This is a genomic window from Rhizobium sp. N621 (assembly GCF_001664325.1).
Taxonomy (GTDB): Bacteria; Pseudomonadota; Alphaproteobacteria; order Rhizobiales; family Rhizobiaceae; genus Rhizobium; species Rhizobium esperanzae.
On record NZ_CP013495.1, the window covers coordinates 1,686,673 to 1,705,530 of the forward strand.

Below are 18,858 nucleotides of genomic sequence, written 5' to 3' on the forward strand. Positions count from 1 at the left end.
ATCACGGGATGACCAGCCCGCCGCGGTAATCGAGCACATAGGCCTTCCTGCCGGCGACCATGATGCATTCATGGCCGCTGAAACGCTCGCAGCCGCCTTCGCTGCGGTCGACATAGCGGCCGAACGGATGATCGAATTCCATTCCGCCAAGAAAGCGGCGCTCCCGATACATTGCCGACAGCGCTGCCTTGATCACCGTTCCGGCGGCACTGCCGTCGATGAGATCGGGCGCGACGACGCGGCCGAAATAATTCATCGCCCAGACGGGTTGGCGGGCAAACCAAACCACTTCCTGTCCGGCGAAGTCGGTGCCGCCGAAATAGCTGTCGAGATAATGCCAGTCGCCGCTCTCATACCCGATATCATGGGAACCCGACCGGCAGGGCGTGCGCGGCACTCCGCCGCCGACATAGGTCGCAGCCTTCGCCTCCACGATGAATTCGTTCAGCTGCGCAATGTCGAGCATGTCATTCTCCTCTCGGCGGGATGCTGACAAATATGCTGCGGCATGTAAAGAACATAAAGAGAACATGCGTCGGAATTCAGTAGATCGACTTGGGCGGTGGCCTATCTGAACGGAATGGCGGAATCTGTCGAAGATTGGGAAAGGGGGCGGGCTGCTGCCTATCGAACCGAGCGCAGGCGCCCATGCGAATCGCCAAGCGCTTCGAGATTCTTCAAACGCAAGCGCAAAGGAAAAGATTCCTGTTGACATCGGAACATAGATGGAACAAATTGAAAACATAACGAGTAAAGGAGAGCCAGATGACTGACATGATCCGTGATATCGCAGCATTCACCTCCATCGCAATGTTCGTTGCCAGCTTCTCGCTTATTGTCATCGCAATCTAAAGTTTTCGGGGATCGCATGGCAGTCATGCGGTTCGCACGCGGGTCTTCTTCTGGACATCATCGCCCTCAATGCCGACAATGCATCCGATTCATTTCGGCTGATTGGGAAGGCATATCATGGCGGAGACGGAAAAGGGTTCAATGGGTGAGGCGACCGGCGGCACGCCGGGCTTCATCCACCTGAGGGTCCATTCCGCCTATTCGCTTCTTGAGGGCGCGCTGCCTCTGAAGAAGATCCTCTATAAGGCGACCGGCGACAGTCAGCCGGCGATCGCCATTACCGACACCAACAATCTCTTCGTCGCCCTTGAATTCTCCCAGAAGGCAATGGACGAGGGCCTGCAGCCGATCATCGGCTGCCAGGTCTCGATCGACATGGAAGACGGATTGGAAAGCGAAAAGCGCGGCGGTCAGCCGGCCCTGATCAAGCTGCCGTCGATCGTTCTTCTTGCCGCGACGGAGGCTGGTTACGAAAGGCTGGTCGATCTCGTCAGCCGCGCCTATCTCGGCGGCGATAGCAACCAGGCCATTCATATCAGAACCTCCTGGCTGGAAGAGGCAGGCACGGAAGGGCTGATCGCCTTGACCGGCGCCCTGACCGGGCCGGTCGACGCAGCTGTCAGGGAAGGTCATTCCGCCCAGGCGGAAGCCCGGCTGCTCACGCTGAAGCGTCTCTTCGGCGACAGACTCTATGTCGAGCTGCAGCGGCACGGCACCTACGACAAGCGGCACGAGCAGAAGATCGTCGGGCTTGCTTACACGCATGACCTGCCGCTCGTCGCCACCAACGAGGCGTTCTTTCCGACCCGCGACGATTACGACGCCCATGATGCGCTGATGGCGGTTGCGCATAACGCCATCGTCTCCGACGACAGCCGTTTTCGCCTGACTCCGGATCACTACCTGAAGAGCCGGGCTGAGATGGCCAAGCTCTTTGCCGACCTGCCGGAAGCGCTTGAGAACACGATCGAGATCGCCAGGCGCTGCTCCTTCGTGCTGAAAACGCGAAAGCCGATTCTGCCGCGTTTCACGGGCGCCACCGACGATGCCGAGGAGGCGGAACGCGCCGAGGCGGGCGAATTGCGCCGTCAGGCGGTGGAAGGGCTGGACATGCGGCTTTCGACCCTCGGCATGTCGCCCGGTTATGAGGAAAAGGATTATCGCGAGCGGCTGGAGTTCGAGCTCGGCGTCATCGAGCGCATGCGCTTCCCCGGTTACTTCCTGATCGTTTCCGACTTCATCAAATGGGCCAAGCAGCACGACATCCCGGTCGGTCCCGGCCGCGGTTCGGGGGCAGGTTCGCTGGTCGCCTATGCCTTGACGATCACCGATGTCGACCCGCTGCGCTTCTCGCTACTGTTCGAGCGCTTCCTCAATCCGGAACGCGTCTCGATGCCTGATTTCGACATCGACTTTTGCCAGGACCGCCGCGAAGAGGTGATCCGCTACGTCCAGGCCAAGTACGGCCGCGAGCAGGTGGCGCAGATCATCACCTTTGGTTCGCTGCAGGCGCGTGCCGCACTTCGCGACGTCGGACGCGTGCTGGAAATGCCTTACGGCCAGGTCGACAAGATTTGCAAACTCGTGCCGAACAATCCCGCCAATCCGACGCCGCTTTCCAAGGCGATCGAGGAGGAGCCGAAGCTGCAGGAGGAGGCGGCGAAAGAACCGGTGGTGGCGCGGCTGCTCGACATCGCCCAGAAGATCGAAGGGCTTTATCGCCACGCCTCGACCCATGCCGCCGGCATCGTCATCGGCGACCGGCCGCTTTCCAAGCTGGTGCCGATGTATCGCGATCCGCGCTCCGACATGCCTGTCACCCAGTTCAACATGAAGTGGGTGGAGCAGGCCGGCCTCGTCAAATTCGACTTCCTCGGTCTGAAGACGCTGACGGTGCTGAAGGTCGCCGTCGATTTCGTCGCCAAGCGCGGCATCAATGTCGATCTTGCGGCCATTCCTCTCGACGACAAGCCGACCTACGAGATGCTGTCGCGCGGCGAGACGGTCGGCGTGTTCCAGGTGGAAAGTGCGGGCATGCGCAAGGCGCTGATCGGCATGAAGCCGGACTGCATCGAGGACATCATCGCGCTGGTGGCGCTTTACCGCCCCGGCCCGATGGAGAACATCCCGACTTACAATGCCCGCAAGCACGGCGATGAAGAGCTGGAATCGATCCATCCGATGATCGACCACCTGCTCAAGGAGACGCAGGGCGTCATCGTCTATCAGGAACAGGTGATGCAGATCGCCCAGGTCCTGTCGGGCTATTCGCTTGGCGAAGCCGACCTTCTGCGCCGCGCCATGGGTAAGAAGATCAAGGCGGAGATGGACCAGCAGCGGGAACGCTTCGTCGTCGGCGCCGTCAAGAACGGCGTATCAAAGCCGCAAGCCGACAACATCTTCGAACTCTTGGCGAAGTTCGCAAACTACGGCTTCAACAAGTCGCACGCCGCCGCCTACGCGATCGTCTCCTACCAGACGGCCTACATGAAGGCGCACTATCCGGTCGAATTCCTCGCCGCCTCGATGACGCTCGACATGTCCAACACGGAAAAGGTCAATGATTTCCGTCAGGACGCCAAGCGGCTCGGCATCGAGGTGATCGCGCCTTCGGTGCAGACCTCCTTCCGCCATTTCGAGACCGGCGACAATCGTATCTACTATGCGCTGGCCGCCCTCAAAGGCGTCGGCGAATCCGCCGTCGACCACATCGTCGAGGTGCGTGGCGACAAGCCTTTTGCCAGCATCGAGGATTTCTGCCTGCGCATCGATCCGCGCCAGGTGAACCGCCGCGTGCTCGAAAGCCTGATCTATGCCGGCGCCTTCGATTGTTTCGGCACCGACCGAGCCCAGCTGGCCGCCGGCCTCGACCGCATTCTCGGTTATGCCCAGCGCGCCCAGGAAAACAAGCTGAGCGGCCAGTCGGATATTTTTGGCAGCGCACTAAACTCAGGCCCGGAGAAGATCTCCTTGCCGCCCTATTCACCCTGGCTGGCATCGGAGCGGCTGCTCAAGGAATTTCAGGTGCTGGGCTTCTATCTGACGGCCCACCCGCTCGATTCCTACAGCAACATCCTGCAGAAGATGCGTGTGCAGACCTTTGCCGAGTTTTCTCAGGCGATCAAGCAGGGGGCTGCCAATGCGCGTCTTGCCGGAACCGTCATCTCAAAGCAGGAGCGCAAGACCCGCACCGGCAACAAGATGGGCATCATTGTCTTTTCCGATTCGTCAGGCCAGTTCGAGGCGGTGCTGTTTTCGGAGATGCTGAACCAGTATCGCGACGTGCTCGAGTCCGGGAAATCCTTCCTGCTGACCGCGACCGGTGAGGAGCGGCCGGAGGGTATCGGTCTTCGCATCCAGACGATCCAGTCGCTTGAGGAAAAGTCGCTGCAGATGCAGAAGGCGCTGCGCGTCTATATCAGAGATTCCGGACCGCTGAAAATGGTTGCCGGCCATCTGAATACCAAGGGCGACGGTCTGGTTTCCTTCATTGTCATCAAGGAAGAGGGCAAACGCGAGGTGGAAGTGGCGCTGCCGGAGAAATACCGCATCACTCCGGAGATTGCCGCTGCCCTTCGCGCCGCCCCCGGCGTCGTCGACGTCGAGCTTGTCTGATCAACCCGGCTGATCCTGATCAACCCAGTTGATCGTGATCACCCCCGGGTGACAGTCATCACCCCCGGGTGATTGTGATGAAATCCGTGCCTTCGCCGGTTTCGCGGCCAAGGCCCGTATCGGAGATCGTCAACGTCGAGCCGGGCGAGATCAGCGCGTCGATCCTGCGGCGGGTTTCGTCGGGGATCGTGATGCGGCTCAGCGAAAGGGCAATCGGCTTGCCCATCACAATCGAGCTTTCCTGGCTGGCGATGCCGAGCCGTTTCATCGTCTCGCGGGAGAGATTGTTCTCGAGCGTGATGCCCAGCCAATCCGCCGTGCCGGCCTGTCCATCGACGGCATGCAGCGTGAAGAAATGCGTGCCGAGTGCCAGGCCCGGATCGGCGATCGTCACGGGAGCCTCGAAGATCGGCTTGAAGGCCTGCCGCACCATGATGACGCCGTTCGGCGGCTCGCCCTTGCCGGTTGCGGCATAGACGGATTTGAGCAACGCGTCGGAGACCAGGCTCCTGTCGCCGGCAAATTCCGTCGGCCGCAGCGTCTTGAAGGCGTTGATCGCCTGCACGGTCGACGGACCGAGCACGCCGTCAGGATCGCCGGCGGAAAAGCCGAGCTGATTGAGTAGCGTCTGGATGTCGATCACCGTCTCGCGCAGCGTGCGCCGCGTGATGAGCATGCTGATCGGCTCTGACGGCGGCTCGGCTTCATGCGTTGCAAGCGGCTGCACCATCGGCATCGGCATGGCGGCGGTATCGTTCATCGCCACCTGCACCGGCTTTTGCGGGCTGTCGGGTATGGAGGGCCGCAATTCGACATCCGAAAGCAGCGGCATCGCTGCCGGCGCATCCGGGCGGAAAAGGTTCGGATGGTCGATCGGCTGCGGCACCAATTCGTCGTCGCTGATGATGACGGGAATGCCGGGCTCGGTCATTCGGTAGAGCATTTTTGCGAAGGCGCCGGGCATGCGTACGCAGCCGTGCGAGGCCGGATAACGCGGCACGGAATTGGATTCGTGCAGCGCGATGCCGGACCATGTCAGCCGTTGCATGAAGGGCATCGGGGCGGCCGAATAGAGGTTGGATTCGTGGTATTTCTGCTTTTCGAGCACCGAGAAAATGCCGCTCGGAGTCGTATGGCCGTCCTTGCCGGTGGAGACCTTCGAGGTCGCGACGACCTCGGTGCCGTCATAAACCACAAGCGACTGCTTGTTCTTCGAGACGAAGATCTGCAGCGTGCGTGCATCCGCGGCAAGAGCAGGGTGCACGAGTGCGGTGGCCGACAGCAAGCCGAGGCCGAAGACGAGACGCGAGAACATGATACCCAACCATACGCAATACTGGTTCGGCACATTACGGGACGAAGTTTAAGGAAGATTTTAAAACCCGGACTCGTCGGCTCGCCCGGAACGGTGCAGCGCTTCCGCAATAATGACACGCATAAGATAAAGGCAAAGCATGTCGCATGAATCAAAGTTTGAGCTGTCTGATTTAAAGCATTGGTTTCGTATGCATTTCTGATAACAGCGCGCACTTTTGCGCGAGATGTTCTAGTGATCGCGCTTGCCGCTGCCGAAGGTGTAGCCGGTCTCGACCGTGTTCTTGCCGAACTTGTCGCGCAGCTTGTCCATCGCCGCTTCGGCCGCCGCCCGGCGGCCTGACTGCCGGTCGATCAGGTCGGGCGGATCGGCGCGAGTGGCATCGCCGAGATCGGTGACGCCAATGCCGATCAGGCGGAATTTCGTGCCGTCTGTTTCCTTTTCGAGAAGCTCGAGGCCGATGCGGAAGATCCTGTCGGCAAGCTGGGTCGGGTCCTCGAGCTTGCGGTTGCGGGTGCGCGTCTTGAAATCGGCGCTCTTCATCTTCAGCACCACTGTCTGGCCGGCGATATCGTTTTTCTTCAGCCGCCAGGAAACCTTTTCGGAAAGGTTGCGCAGGATCGGCACCAGATCGTCGTAGCGGGAGATGTCGTCGAAGAACGTCGTTTCGGCCGAAACGCTCTTGGCGGCATCGTTGAGATGCACCTCGCGGTCGTCGATGCCGCGCGACAGCCGGGCGAGCCGCTGGCCGATGCTGCCGTAGCGGCGCATCAGGTCGTTCTCCTCCATCTGCTGCAACTGGCCGATGGTGCGGATGCCATCCGCCTCCAGCGTCGCGGCAAAGGCCTTGCCGACGCCCCAGATGGTGGTGACGGGACGCGGCGCCAGGAACTCCACTGCTTCTTCACGGCCGATGACGGAAAAGCCGCGCGGTTTCTGCAGGTCGGAAGCGACCTTGGCGAGGAATTTGCAATAGGAAAGCCCGACCGAAACGGTAATGCCGATCTCCTTTTCGATGCGGCGAGCGAATTTGGCGAGCGTACGCGCCGGTGGATCGTGATGCAGCCTCTCCGTGCCGCCGAGTTCCAGAAAGGCTTCGTCGATCGACAGCGGCTGCACCAGCGGCGTCAGATCCTGCATCAGCGCGCGCACTTGGCGCCCAACCCGGACATATTTCTCCATGTCCGGGCGTATGACGGTGGCCTGAGGGCATGCCTCCAGCGCCTTGAACATCGGCATGGCCGAACGCACGCCGTGGATACGGGCGATATAGCAGGCAGTGGAGACGACACCGCGTTTGCCGCCGCCGATGATGACCGGCTTGTCGGCAAGTTCGGGATTGTCGCGCTTCTCGACCGCCGCGTAGAAGGCGTCGCAATCGATATGCGCAAGTGTCAGTCGATAGAGTTCGCGATGGCGCACCAGGCGCGGACTGCCGCAGGATAGGCAACGACGCGCCTCGCCCTTCTGCTCGGCAAGGCAGTCGCGACAGAAGCCGGGTGTCTTGTCAGGCGCGGGCGTCATGGTGAGAACAAAGGTTGAACGGCGCGACACTACGCCTTAAGCTTATGAGTCACAAGAGAGGACGGGAGCTTTGCCTTTGGATAAAGATTTTCGTTTCGAGCCGGTGACGGCAGACCGGTGGGGCGACTTCGAGACCCTGTTCGGCCCGCAGGGGGCTTTTTATAATTGCTGGTGTGTCGCGCTGCGCTTGCCGCATGCGGTGAGGACGACGATGACGGCCGACGAGCGCAAGGCGCATATGCGCGAACGGATCGGGGCGGGACCGCCGCCGGGGATTCTCTGTTATGCCGATGGCGGACCGGTCGCCTGGGTGCAGGTCGGGCCGCGCCACGACGTGCCGCAGTTCAATTCACCGCGCACCGCCTCGCGGCCGCTGGAGGAGGAGGATGCGCGTGATCCCTCTATCTGGGCAGTCAGCTGCTTCTTCCTGCTGCCGAAACTGCGCGGCAGGGGATTAAGTCATCGCCTGCTCGCCGGCGCGATCGACCATGCCCGGCGCCAGGGCGCGCGGCTGCTCGAAGCCTGCCCGATCGATCATGTGAAGCAGTCGAAATCGGTGACGCTCTGCATCGGCTCGACGGCAATCTTCGAGGCAGCTGGTTTCGAGACGATTGCCAGACGCAAAGACGGCCGTCCGCTCATGCGGCTGGAACTGTGCGGTTGACTGTGCCGGAAAGGAAATGGGCCTCGATCACCTCGGCCGCATGCGCCCAATCGGTGGCGCGGGTGATGTCATCGGCTGCCGCCGGCGCGAAACGATGGACGGGCGAGTCCGGCATCAGGTGAATGAGCAGGCAATCGGCCATGTATTCCCTGACCGAATGCAGATTGTGCGCCATATCGTCTATGAAGGCGACGGGAAAGGAGCGGCTGGCATGCAGTGCATGGACGATCGGCCCCTTGGGCTGCTCGCTGGCAAGCAGCGGAAAGAGCAGGCCGGCGCTGTCCAGCAGGCGGCGGCGCTGATCCTGGAACCGTGGCGGCATCGCCGTCAGGAAAAGGATATCGGCGACCTGCGAAAGTCGGCCGAGCGTTTCGACGACGCGGTCGACCGGCGTCTGCCACAATTCCTGCGCTTCGAAAAAATCTTCGATCAGCCGGCTGACCTGTCGGCCCTCGATCTCCGTGCCGTCCGCTTTCGAGACAATGTTGCCGTGGAGCCGGAACGATCGCGGCAGGAATTCGTGACCCAGGCTTTGGAGAAAAAGCTGGAAGGGGTCGATGAACCGCAGCACGACATCGTCGACGTCACAGACAATCAGCGGCCGCTCGCCGAGTCGGATGTGCGAAATATCGAGCTCTGTCACCCTCAGTATTCTCCCGAATCGAGCCCCGGCGAAGAGAAATGCCGCCAGGCGGCGGTTACCGTCTCCGGGCTGAGTCCGCTCGCCGTGCAGAAGGCCATCGCCGTCGGTTCGTGGTTCATCAGGAAGTCCATCATGCCTGAGAGGAACCCCGGATCGTTGACCGCGTTGCGCACCTGCTCGGGCGCCACGCCGGTGAGTGCAAGGAAGCGACCGAACATGTCGGGATCGGCGGCAAGCCAGCCGAGCACGGCGATCGCCGTCTCGTGCGGGTCGGCCGCCAGTTGTTTCGAAGTCTTGAAGTTGCTTTGCATTTCGAGGGGTAAGTTACCTTTTCTTCAACCAAATACCGCTAGCGTGCGCTATCGGTTTCACGGAGCTCTTCATCCGCATGTGCCTTTCTCATGGGACGAACCGCTGCGCGAACGGACGTAGGGACAGCTTGTCATGCCCAAACAGGTGATGATTGTAGAAGATAACGAGCTCAACATGAAGCTCTTTCGCGACCTCATCGAGGCGTCCGGCTATACCACGATCCAGACGAGAAACGGCATGGAGGCGCTCGATCTGGCGCGCAAGCATCGCCCCGACCTCATCCTCATGGATATCCAGCTTCCCGAAGTCTCCGGCCTCGAAGTCACGAAATGGCTGAAGGAGGACGACGAGCTGCACGTGATTCCCGTCATCGCCGTCACGGCTTTCGCGATGAAGGGCGACGAGGAGCGGATCCGCCAGGGCGGTTGCGAGGCCTATGTTTCCAAGCCGATCTCGGTTCCGAAATTCATCGAGACGATCAAGACCTATCTGGGCGATGCCTGACGCATCGGAAAGACGCTTATGACCGCGCGAATACTGGTGGTTGACGATATTCCGGCCAACGTGAAGCTGCTTGAAGCGCGGCTGCTCGCGGAGTATTTCGACGTGATGACCGCTGCCGACGGTCACGAAGCGCTGGCAATCTGCGAGCGCAACCAGGTCGACCTGATCCTGCTCGACATCATGATGCCCGGTATCGATGGTTTCGAGGTCTGCGAGCGGCTGAAGGCCAGTCAGAAGACCGCCCATATTCCCGTCGTCATGGTCACCGCACTCGACCAGCCTGCCGATCGCGTGCGCGGTCTGAAGGCCGGCGCCGACGATTTTCTCACCAAGCCGGTCAACGATCTGCAACTGATCTCGCGGGTGAAGAGCCTGCTGCGGCTGAAGACGTTGAGCGACGAACTGCGCATCCGCGCCGACACCGCTCATACGATGGGTATGGGCGATCTGATGCGGGCAGGCGAAGGCCGTGGCGACGAGGCCGGCCAGGTGTTGTTGGTCGATGGCCGCGCCAATTCGCAAGAGCGCATCGTCAGGGCATTGAAGCCCGTCGCCAATGTGCTTGCCCTCTCCGATCCGCAGGCGGCCCTCTTCGAGGCGGCCGAGAACATGTTCGATCTCGTCATCGTCAATGCCAATTTCGACGATTACGATCCGCTTCGCCTCTGCTCGCAACTGCGCTCGCTGGAGCGCACACGCTTCCTGCCGATCCTGATCATCACCGAGCAGGGCGCCGACGACATGGTCGTCCGCGCCCTTGATCTCGGCGTCAACGACTACATCATCCGCCCCGTCGATCCCAACGAGCTCGTCGCCCGCAGCCTGACGCAGATCCGTCGCAAGCGCTACAACGACCGTCTGCGCGCCAGCGTCAAGCAGACGATCGAGCTGGCCGTGACCGATCCACTGACCGGCCTTTACAACAGACGTTATCTCGACAATCACCTGAACGTGCTCTTCAACCGGTCGATGGCGCGGGGCCGGCCGCTTTCAGTGCTGATCACTGATATCGACCGTTTCAAGCAGGTGAACGACACCTACGGCCATGACGGTGGCGACGAAGTGCTGCGCGAATTCGCAAACCGCGTCCGTTCGACCATCCGCGGCGCCGATCTCGCCTGCCGTTACGGCGGAGAGGAATTCGTCGTCGTGATGCCGGACACCTCGCCGGAAGTTGCCGCCGCTGTCGCCGAGCGCCTGCGCGCGGCTGTCGAAAGCGCTCCCTTCATGCTGAAGCGCTCAAGTGAAGCCCTGAATGTCACCGCGTCCTTCGGCATCGCCTCGCGCATTGGCGCTGTGCTGACCCCGGACCAGCTGATGAAGCAGGCCGATCTTGCTCTTTACGAGGCCAAGAATACCGGCCGCAATCGCGTGGTCGCAGCGGCTGCCTGACGAATCACTTTGGGCGCCATATCGGCCATTTGCGGGTTTTCCACTGCGGTAAGCGGTTTATTACCGATATTTAACCTTCGCCTGTGCGACACAGGCCCAGATTTTTCCAGCCCGGTAGCCCAAAATGGACTCCCGGCGTTGCTGTGGATATGGTGCGGCGCGACAGTCTTCGGAATGCCGGAGCTCAGCCCAAAATGAAATGAAGACTATAAAAAACGCCCGCCGCCAACAGGGTCAAATAAAGTGTGGTGGCATCACCTCACGTAAGGGGAGGGGCTGCTTAAGTTAGTAAGTTATATTGTCGAACTTCTTCCAGCCCGTCGTCATTAGGCTTAGCCGTCAAGCAGAGCCGCCGAATCTTTGTATGTTCCAAAACTGGACTTTTAACCATAGAATCAAGCTCGGAAAATTCATCATTAAGAATTTGTTGATTTTCTTTCATTTCTGCGCAAATTATCGGCTCATAAAAGAAGCGCTCCCGCAGAGGAGTTGTCGATACCCCATGATGCTCAGGTCCGCCGCATCTCCTGGGTCGTGGGGTCGGTCGGCTAGTAGGCAAGTCATAACGGTTCCTCGTGCCGTTTTGCATGCTGGCCGACCCCCTTTCAAGAAAACGCCGCCACTTCCCGAAGATGGAAGGGCGGCGTTTGTCTGTTTGCGCTATCATTTCCAAGGCCATCTTCCAGGACAAAAAAAACGCGCAACCCGGAGGCGCGCGCTTTTTGAAATCCGTCAGGCCAAGTGATTACTTGATCTTGGTTTCCTTGAACTCGACATGCTTCTTAGCAATCGGGTCATACTTCGTCTTCGTCATCTTGTCCGTCATCGTACGGCTGTTCTTCGTCGTGACGTAGAAGAAACCGGTGTCGGCTGTCGACAGCAGCTTGATCTTGATTGTTGTAGCCTTGGCCATGGTCGTCCTGCCTTTAAGAAATGAAAGCCGTGGAAGCCGGATGGGCTCCACGGCAAATTCTGGCGCGAAACTACGAATCCCGCCCGAAAAGTCAAGTCCGTTTTCGAACGAACATCAATCTGATGCCGGAAAGTAGGGCATAAAGGCCGAAGAAAGCGGCAATCGCCCAGGCAAAACCATTGTTTCCGGCGACGTCGATTGCCGCGCCGATCACCTGTGGCCCAGCCACGGTTCCCATCGCATAACAGAAGACGAAGGCGGCATTGGCGGCAGCCAGATCGGAGCCCGTCAGCCGCGAACCGAGATGGCTGAGGCCGACCGTGTAGAGGCCGGAGACGCAGCCACCCCAGAAGAGCAGCATCCCGGCCATCAGCAGCCAGTTGTTGACGAGGATCGGCAGCGTCATCGAGCCGATAAAGCCCATCAGCGCCATCCCTGCCAGAAGCGGTCGCTTGTCGCGGATGCGGTCGGAGAGCAGGCCGAGGGGAATCTGGAAGATGACGTTGCCGACGCCCATCATGGTGAGCAGCAGCGCCGCCTGCGATTCGGTGAAATGGGCGCGCACGGCAAAAATCGGAAAAAGTGACAGCCCGCCAGCTTCGACCGCGCCGAAGATGAAGACGGCAGCCGTCGCTGTCGGCACCAGCAGGACGTAGCGCATGAAATGCAATTCCGGCTTTTCCTCGAGCACCGGGCTTTCGTCACGGGCGATGAAAATCGGAATGGCGGCAAGCAGGATGGCGCCCGCGCCGACCAGGAAGGGAAAGATGCCGTCGCTGCCGAGTATCGAAAAGAGCAGGGGTCCTGCAGCGAATCCGAGGGAAAGCACGGTCGCATAAATGCCGAGAACAAAGCCGCGCTTGGATGGCGGCGAGGCGGCGTTGATCCAGAATTCGGAGAGAATGAACAGCGTCGTCGTTGCGCCATGGAAGGCGAAACGTAGCGGAAACCACATCCAGAAATCCTCGGCATAATAGAAGCCGAGCGCACTCAGCGCCGAAATCAGCACCGCCCAGAGCATCGTCGGCGCAACGCCGTATTTGTGGGCGAGCTTGGTGGTAACGGGTGCCGCGGCCATCGCCGAGATCCCGGCCATCGCCGTGTTGAGCCCGATCAACGTGGATGAGATGCCGCGTTTTTCGAGGATGATGCTGAGAAGCGGGAGTCCGAGACCGATTGCTATGCCGACGGCTGAAATGGACGAGATGGCTGCCACCAGAGAAGGCCAATGGATTTCTTCGACATCGCCCGGTGTGCCGGTTCTCGGCTGAGACATTTATCCATCCTTAGAAAGCTGCGCGAGCGAATCGACCTCTCGTCTCACATAGAAGGGACACAGATGTGCCAAATCCAGGTGACGGGCGGCGTTTCGCAGTATTTCCGATGTGATCTGCGGAATGTAAAGCCTGTTCAGACAAGAAAAGCTTACCGTGTCAAGTCGTTGAAGATCGTTGACTCCCGCGTGTCGGTGGTGGTCGGTGGAGCGCTGGCACTACACGCTAAATATGTCTGGAAGGTGAAGGCGCTCAATCCGGCCGGCGGGGAAGCTCGTAATCATCGGGACTGTCGCTCTCGCCGCCGAAACCATGCATGCGCAACGCCCATTGCAGGCCGATGACGCCGCCCTTGATCGGCTGGATCGAGGCGATCGCGGCGATGACCGTGATCGGCGCCCATATGGCAAGATGGACCCATACCGGCAACACGAAGGTCAGATCGGTCAGCATGTAGCCGCCGACGAGGACGTGGCCGAGGACCAGGATGACGATATAGGGCGGCAGGTCGTCGGAGCGATGGTGATGTATCGCCTCGCCGCAGGCGCCGCAATGATCGACCGGTTTCAGGAAGGCGCGGAAGAGCTTGCCGTTGCCGCAGGCCGGGCAGCGGTTCAACAGCCCGCGCATGATGGAACGCCCGAGCGGACGCTCGGCTTCGGGTCCATCCCCGTAGCGGACGACCGGATCGGTCGGTGTGTTCATTGCATCTTCCTCTTTCAGGCAAAAAGCATGAAGCGCCGCAATGGGACCATTGCTGCTTTCGACCCCGTGGCTTAGCGGCGCCCGCGCGGGGGGCGCGTTCCCGGTTTCTTGCGGACCTGTCCCCTGTCGCGGCGGCCGGCCTTATGGAAGGAACGCACCGCCGTCGGCATCTCGCGTCCTTCGCTCAGCATCTCGAAACGCAGCGCGCCGGCCAGCGGAATTGCTTCCGCAAGCTTCACTGTGACGCTGTCGCCAAGACGATAGCCGAGGCCCGTCTTTTCACCCGACAGTGCCTGATGCGCCTCGTCATAGATGAAATAATCGGTGCCGAGCGTAGATATAGGAACGAAACCGTCGGCGCCATAGTCCGGCAAGGTAATAAAGAGCCCGGATTTCGTAACTCCGGAGACGCGGCCGGCAAACTCCTCGCCGACGCGGGTGCTCAAATGATGAGCGATCAGCCGGTCGATGGTCTCGCGCTCGGCCGCCATCGCCCGGCGCTCGAAGGTCGAGATTTCGGCGGCGATATCGTCGAGCGAGGCTTCTTCGTCGGGGGTGATGCCGCCTTCGCCGAAGCCGAGCGAACCGACCAGCGCCCGATGCACGATGAGATCGGCGTAGCGGCGGATCGGCGAGGTGAAGTGGGCGTACTTCATCAGGTTAAGACCGAAATGGCCGATATTCTCGGGGCTGTAGATCGCCTGACTCTGCGAGCGCAGCACCATCTCATTGACCATGGTCTGGTGTGCCGTGCCGTCCGCCTTGGCCAGGATGCCGTTGAAGCTGTTGGCGCGCATATTGCCGCCCTTGGCGAGCGAGATGCCGAGTGTCGCCAGGAACTCGCGCAAGACTTCCTGCTTGGCAAGCGTCGGGCCGTCATGAATGCGGTAGACCAGCGGCTGACGCTTCTTCTCGAGCGTCTCGGCGGCGCAGACATTCGCCTGAATCATCATCTCTTCGATCAGCTTGTGCGCATCGAGCCGCGGCGGCACGAAGACCCGGTCGACCGTGCCGTCCGGTTTCAGCAGGATCTTGCGCTCCGGCATGTCGAGTTCCAGCGGCTGGCGCCGGTCGCGTCCGCGCTTCATTACTCCATAAGCGTGCCAGAGCGGTTTCAGGATCGGCTCGAGCATGGGTCCCGTCTGATCATCCGGTCTTCCGTCGATCGCCGCCTGCGCCTGCTGATAGGAGAGCTTGGCGGCACTCTTCATCATGATGCGATGAAAGGTATGGCCGATCTTGCGGCCTTCGCCCGAGAAGCTCATGCGCACGGCGATCGCCGGGCGGTCGACGCCTTCCTTCAGCGAGCAGAGATCATTGGAGATGCGCTCCGGCAGCATCGGCACGACGCGATCGGGGAAATAGACCGAGTTGCCGCGCTTCAGCGCCTCGCGGTCGAGCGGCGAATTGGGGCGGACATACCAGGAGACGTCGGCGATCGCGACGGTGACGATAACGCCGCCGGCATTGTCGGGCGAGGGGTCGATCTCGGCGTAAACTGCGTCGTCATGGTCCTTGGCGTCGGCCGGATCGATGGTGATCAGCGGCACGTCGCGCCAATCTTCACGATGCGCCATCGTCGCTGGTTTTGCCGCTTCCGCCTCGGCGATCACGGCCGGCGGGAAGATATGCGGGATGCCGTGCGCATGGATCGCGATCATCGAGATCGCCTTTTCCGAGCCGACCGAGCCGACGACGGAAAGGACCTTGGCGCGCGGCAGGCCGAAGCGCCCGAGGCGCGCAACTTCAATCTCGACCAAGTCGCCATCCTTGGCGCCGCCGGTATAGTCGGGGTCGATCACCATCTCTTCGCCGCGCCGTTCGATTGGCAACAGGCGGCCGCCGCCGCCCGGCGCGCTGCGGAAAACGCCCATCGCCGCACCGCGGCGCCTGTCGATCACCTTGATGATACGCGCTGAATAAGCCGGCCCGCCGCGATCGACGGCCGGGAAGATCTTCGCCAAGATTCGGTCGCCGAGCCCGGCGACGGGCGCCTTGCCCTTACCCTGGCGGCCTGCCGGCGATTGCTGACGGATGGCGACGGCAGGCGCCACACCCTGCTCCTCTGGCCATTCCGCCGGCCGGCCGATCAGGTCGCCGTCCTTATCGCGCGTCGTGATATCGAGAACGGTGACGGGCGGAAGAGCGCCGGGACGAATGAGCGACTTGCGGCTCTTTTGCAGCATGCCTTCCTGCTCGAGCTCCTGCAGCATGTGCTTGAGCTCGACGCGACTGTCACCTTTCAGCCCGAACGCCTTGGCAAGTTCACGCTTGGAAGCCTTCTGCGGATGATCGGCGATGAAACGCAGGATCACTTCCCGCGAGGGCAGCGTGCCGTGGACGATGTTCAGCGGTTCGACGGCGGAAATATCCCTGCCGGCGCGGCCGATCTTGCCCGGGCGCTTGCCCGCGGGGTTCGTTCTGTCGCGCGGTGTCTTGCTCACGTCAGCTCTTTTTCGATTTCGCGGGCGCCTTCGCCTTCGTTGCCTTCGGCTTGGCGGCCGTCTTGGTTGCCTTGGCTTCGGCAGCGGCCGCCTTCGGCTTGGCTTTCGCCCTGGCCGTCTTGCCGGCCGGGGCCTTGCCGGCCTTTTCGGTGATCAGCGCAAGCGCCTCCTCGATGGTGATCGCCTGCGGATCCTTGCCCTTCGGCAGGGTCGCGTTGACCTTGCCCCAGTTGACATAGGGGCCGTATTTGCCGTCGCGAACGGTGATGGCGCCGCCGTCGGGATGGTCGCCGAGCGTCTTCAGAGCCGCCGGCGTACCGCGCGCGCCGCGGCCCGGCGCCTTGTTGGCTTTTTCGGCAATCAGCGTCACGGCTCGATTGAGGCCGACGGAGAAGACATCCTCGACGGTCTCCAGATTGGCGTAGGAGCCGTCATGCAGAAGGAACGGCCCGTAGCGGCCGATGCCCGACGAGATCATCTTCCCGGTTTCGGGATGTTTGCCGATATCGCGCGGCAGCGAGATCAGCGCCATCGCCTTTTCATAGTCGATATCCTCAGGCTTCCAGCCCTTCGGCAGCGAGGCGCGTTTGGCCTCCTTGCCGTCGCCGCGTTGGATATAGGGTCCGAAGCGGCCGGAACGCAGCGTCAGTTCCTCGCCGGTCGTCGGATCGGTGCCGAGGCTCTTCGGCTCGTTGAGCGCGACACCCTCCGCTTCTCCGCCGTTTTCTGAAGAAAGCTGGCGGGTGTAGTTGCATTCCGGATAATTTGAACAGCCGACGAAGGCGCCGTATCTGCCAAGCTTCAGGGAAAGGTTGCCAGTACCGCAGACCTGACAGATCCTCGGGTCGCCGCCATCCTCGCGCTTCGGGAAGACGAGCGGCGCCAGCGCCTCGTTCAAAGAATCGAGCACGTTGGTGACGCGCAGTTCCTTCGTGTCTTCGATCTGCGCGAAGAAATCCTTCCAGAAATCGCGCAGCACCTGCTTCCAGTTCAATTCACCGGCGGAAATTCGGTCGAGTTTCTCCTCGAGGTCGGCGGTGAAATCATATTCGACATATTTGGTGAAGAAGCTTTCGAGGAAGGCCGTCACCAGCCGACCCTTGGCCTGCGGGATCAGCTTGCGCTTGTCGATCGTCACATAGTCGCGGTCGCGCAGCGTCGCCAGTGTGGCTGCATAGGTCGAGGGACGGCCGATGCCAAGCTCTTCCATCTTCTTGATCAGCGAAGCTTCCGAATAACGCGGCGGCGGTTCGGTGAAATGCTGGGTCGAATTGATCTTCTGCTTGGCGAGCGTCTCGCGCGCATTGATCTCCGGAAGGCGACCATCCTCGTCGCCGTCGTCGCTCTGCTCGCCGTCCTCCTTCTGGTCGGTATAGGCGGCGATGAAGCCGTCGAAGCGGATGACCGAACCGACCGCGCGCAGGCCGGCCTTCTCGCCCTTGTTCTCGGCTGTGATTTCGGCCGTCGTGCGCTCGATCTCGGCCGAAGCCATCTGGCTGGCGATGCCACGCTTCCAGATTAGCTCGTAGAGCCTGATCTGATCGGCGTCGAGGAATTTGCGCACGCGGTCCGGAGAGCGGTAAAAATCGGTCGGGCGGATCGCCTCGTGCGCCTCCTGGGCGTTCTTCGCCTTGGTCGAGTAGAAGCGGGCCTTCTCAGGTAGGTAGCGTTCGCCGAACTGGTCGAGGATGGCACGCCGCGCTGCGTCGATCGCTTCGGGGGCCATCTGAACGCCGTCGGTTCGCATATAGGTGATAAGACCGACGGTCTCGCCGCCGATATCGACGCCCTCATAGAGCTTCTGGGCGATCTGCATCGTGCGCGAGGCGGAGAAGCCAAGATTGGAGGAGGCGGCCTGCTGCAGCGTCGAGGTGGTGAACGGCGGTCCCGGGTTGCGCTTGACTGGTTTTGCCTCGACCGTGTCGACGATATAGCTGGCGCCTTCGAGCAGGGCCTTCAGGCGGCCCGCATCCTCGCCGTTGCCGATCGCGCGCGGCTGCAGTCGCTTGCCGTGCGCAGAAACCAGCCTGGCCTCGAACTCGTCGCCGCGGGGAGTCTTCAGCAGCGCCGAAATGTTCCAGTATTCTTCCGATATGAAGCGCTCGATCTCGGATTCGCGGTCGCAGACCAGACGAAGCGCGACCGACTGGACGCGGCCGGCCGAACGCGCGCCCGGCAGCTTGCGCCACAGCACCGGCGAAAGATTGAAACCGACGAGATAGTCGAGCGCGCGGCGCGCTAGATAGGCGTCGACCAGCGGCACGTCGATATCGCGCGGATCGGCCATCGCATCGAGGACGGCCTTCTTGGTGATTGCGTTGAAGACGACGCGCTTGACGGACTTGCCGTTCAGCACCCGCTTCTTGTTCAGCATGTCGAGGACGTGCCAGGAAATCGCTTCGCCTTCGCGATCGGGGTCGGTCGCGAGAAACAGCCCGTCGGAGGACTTCACCGCATCGGCGATGTCCTTCATCCGCTTGGCCGAAGCGCCGTCGACCTCCCAGAGCATTTCGAAATCCTGATCGGGAAGAACGGAGCCGTCCTTGGCAGGCAGATCGCGCACATGGCCGAAGGAGGCGAGCACTTTGTATCCCGAACCCAGATACTTATTGATCGTCTTGGCCTTGGCAGGCGATTCCACCACTACAACATTCATGATGATTCTCTAAAAACAGCTACGCCGGCGTGGAAGCCAGCGCAA

The 18,858-nt window shown here is 61.2% G+C and carries 14 protein-coding genes; 4 read left to right on the plus strand and 10 right to left on the minus strand.

What is annotated here, in order from left to right; translation table 11 throughout:
- Nucleotide 1 precedes the first annotated feature (1 nt).
- Nucleotides 2-466 carry a DUF5680 domain-containing protein gene (locus tag AMK00_RS08210; RefSeq protein WP_064810119.1) on the minus strand — a complete coding sequence of 155 codons (465 nt, stop codon included), beginning with the start codon at nucleotides 464-466 and terminating at the stop codon, nucleotides 2-4.
- 503 nt (nucleotides 467-969) lie between these two features.
- On the opposite strand from AMK00_RS08210, the gene dnaE reads away from it, so the two are divergent.
- The gene (gene dnaE, locus AMK00_RS08215; protein WP_064810120.1) at nucleotides 970-4,467 is read left to right on the plus strand and encodes a DNA polymerase III subunit alpha; all 3,498 of its coding nucleotides are present in this window, start codon (nucleotides 970-972) and stop codon (nucleotides 4,465-4,467) included.
- A 58-nt stretch (nucleotides 4,468-4,525) separates the two neighbouring features.
- Here dnaE and AMK00_RS08220 read toward each other — a convergent pair whose 3' ends face one another.
- Nucleotides 4,526-5,782, minus strand: a complete 1,257-nt coding sequence (locus AMK00_RS08220; protein ID WP_064810121.1) for a L,D-transpeptidase family protein — start codon at nucleotides 5,780-5,782, stop codon at nucleotides 4,526-4,528.
- A gap of 231 nt (nucleotides 5,783-6,013) precedes the next feature.
- Nucleotides 6,014-7,306, minus strand: a complete 1,293-nt coding sequence (locus AMK00_RS08225) for a DNA polymerase IV (protein ID WP_064801856.1) — start codon at nucleotides 7,304-7,306, stop codon at nucleotides 6,014-6,016.
- Nucleotides 7,307-7,382: 76 nt separating this feature from the next.
- Between AMK00_RS08225 and AMK00_RS08230 the strand changes: the two genes are divergently transcribed.
- The gene (locus AMK00_RS08230; protein ID WP_064801857.1) at nucleotides 7,383-7,970 is read left to right on the plus strand and encodes a GNAT family N-acetyltransferase; all 588 of its coding nucleotides are present in this window, start codon (nucleotides 7,383-7,385) and stop codon (nucleotides 7,968-7,970) included.
- On the opposite strand, the gene AMK00_RS08235 is transcribed toward AMK00_RS08230, so the two are convergent.
- Both AMK00_RS08235 and AMK00_RS08240 read right to left on the minus strand, forming a co-directional pair.
- On the minus strand, nucleotides 7,945-8,613 hold the full coding sequence (locus AMK00_RS08235; RefSeq protein ID WP_064801859.1) for a hypothetical protein: 669 nt from the start codon (nucleotides 8,611-8,613) through the stop codon (nucleotides 7,945-7,947). The two genes, AMK00_RS08230 and AMK00_RS08235, sit on opposite strands and share 26 nt — an antisense overlap.
- 2 nt (nucleotides 8,614-8,615) lie before the next feature.
- Nucleotides 8,616-8,924 (minus strand): DUF3572 domain-containing protein, encoded by a 309-nt coding sequence (locus tag AMK00_RS08240; protein ID WP_064801861.1) that lies wholly within the window; start codon nucleotides 8,922-8,924, stop codon nucleotides 8,616-8,618.
- A 133-nt stretch (nucleotides 8,925-9,057) separates the two neighbouring features.
- On the opposite strand from AMK00_RS08240, the gene AMK00_RS08245 reads away from it, so the two are divergent.
- Together AMK00_RS08245 and AMK00_RS08250 are read left to right on the plus strand one after the other, a co-directional pair.
- On the plus strand, nucleotides 9,058-9,429 hold the full coding sequence (locus tag AMK00_RS08245) for a response regulator (RefSeq protein WP_003547430.1): 372 nt from the start codon (nucleotides 9,058-9,060) through the stop codon (nucleotides 9,427-9,429).
- A gap of 18 nt (nucleotides 9,430-9,447) precedes the next feature.
- Nucleotides 9,448-10,821 carry a PleD family two-component system response regulator gene (locus tag AMK00_RS08250; RefSeq protein WP_064801862.1) on the plus strand — a complete coding sequence of 458 codons (1,374 nt, stop codon included), beginning with the start codon at nucleotides 9,448-9,450 and terminating at the stop codon, nucleotides 10,819-10,821.
- Nucleotides 10,822-11,566: 745 nt separating this feature from the next.
- Here AMK00_RS08250 and rpmG read toward each other — a convergent pair.
- The 5 genes from rpmG to topA all read right to left on the minus strand — a co-directional run bounded on the left by rpmG (nucleotide 11,567) and on the right by topA (nucleotide 18,813).
- Nucleotides 11,567-11,734 (minus strand): 50S ribosomal protein L33, encoded by a 168-nt coding sequence (gene rpmG / locus AMK00_RS08255; protein WP_003587245.1) that lies wholly within the window; start codon nucleotides 11,732-11,734, stop codon nucleotides 11,567-11,569.
- A gap of 91 nt (nucleotides 11,735-11,825) precedes the next feature.
- The gene (locus AMK00_RS08260; RefSeq protein ID WP_064801864.1) at nucleotides 11,826-13,010 is read right to left on the minus strand and encodes an MFS transporter; all 1,185 of its coding nucleotides are present in this window, start codon (nucleotides 13,008-13,010) and stop codon (nucleotides 11,826-11,828) included.
- 250 nt (nucleotides 13,011-13,260) lie between these two features.
- The gene (locus AMK00_RS08265; RefSeq protein ID WP_064801865.1) at nucleotides 13,261-13,713 is read right to left on the minus strand and encodes a DUF983 domain-containing protein; all 453 of its coding nucleotides are present in this window, start codon (nucleotides 13,711-13,713) and stop codon (nucleotides 13,261-13,263) included.
- Between the two features lie 71 nt (nucleotides 13,714-13,784).
- Complete coding sequence (gene rnr / locus AMK00_RS08270; RefSeq protein WP_064810122.1) at nucleotides 13,785-16,157, minus strand: ribonuclease R; 2,373 nt, start codon at nucleotides 16,155-16,157, stop codon at nucleotides 13,785-13,787.
- A 1-nt stretch (nucleotide 16,158) separates the two neighbouring features.
- Nucleotides 16,159-18,813: a type I DNA topoisomerase gene (topA, locus tag AMK00_RS08275; protein ID WP_064801867.1), complete on the minus strand. Its 2,655-nt coding sequence runs from the start codon at nucleotides 18,811-18,813 to the stop codon at nucleotides 16,159-16,161.
- Nucleotides 18,814-18,858: the final 45 nt, after the last annotated feature.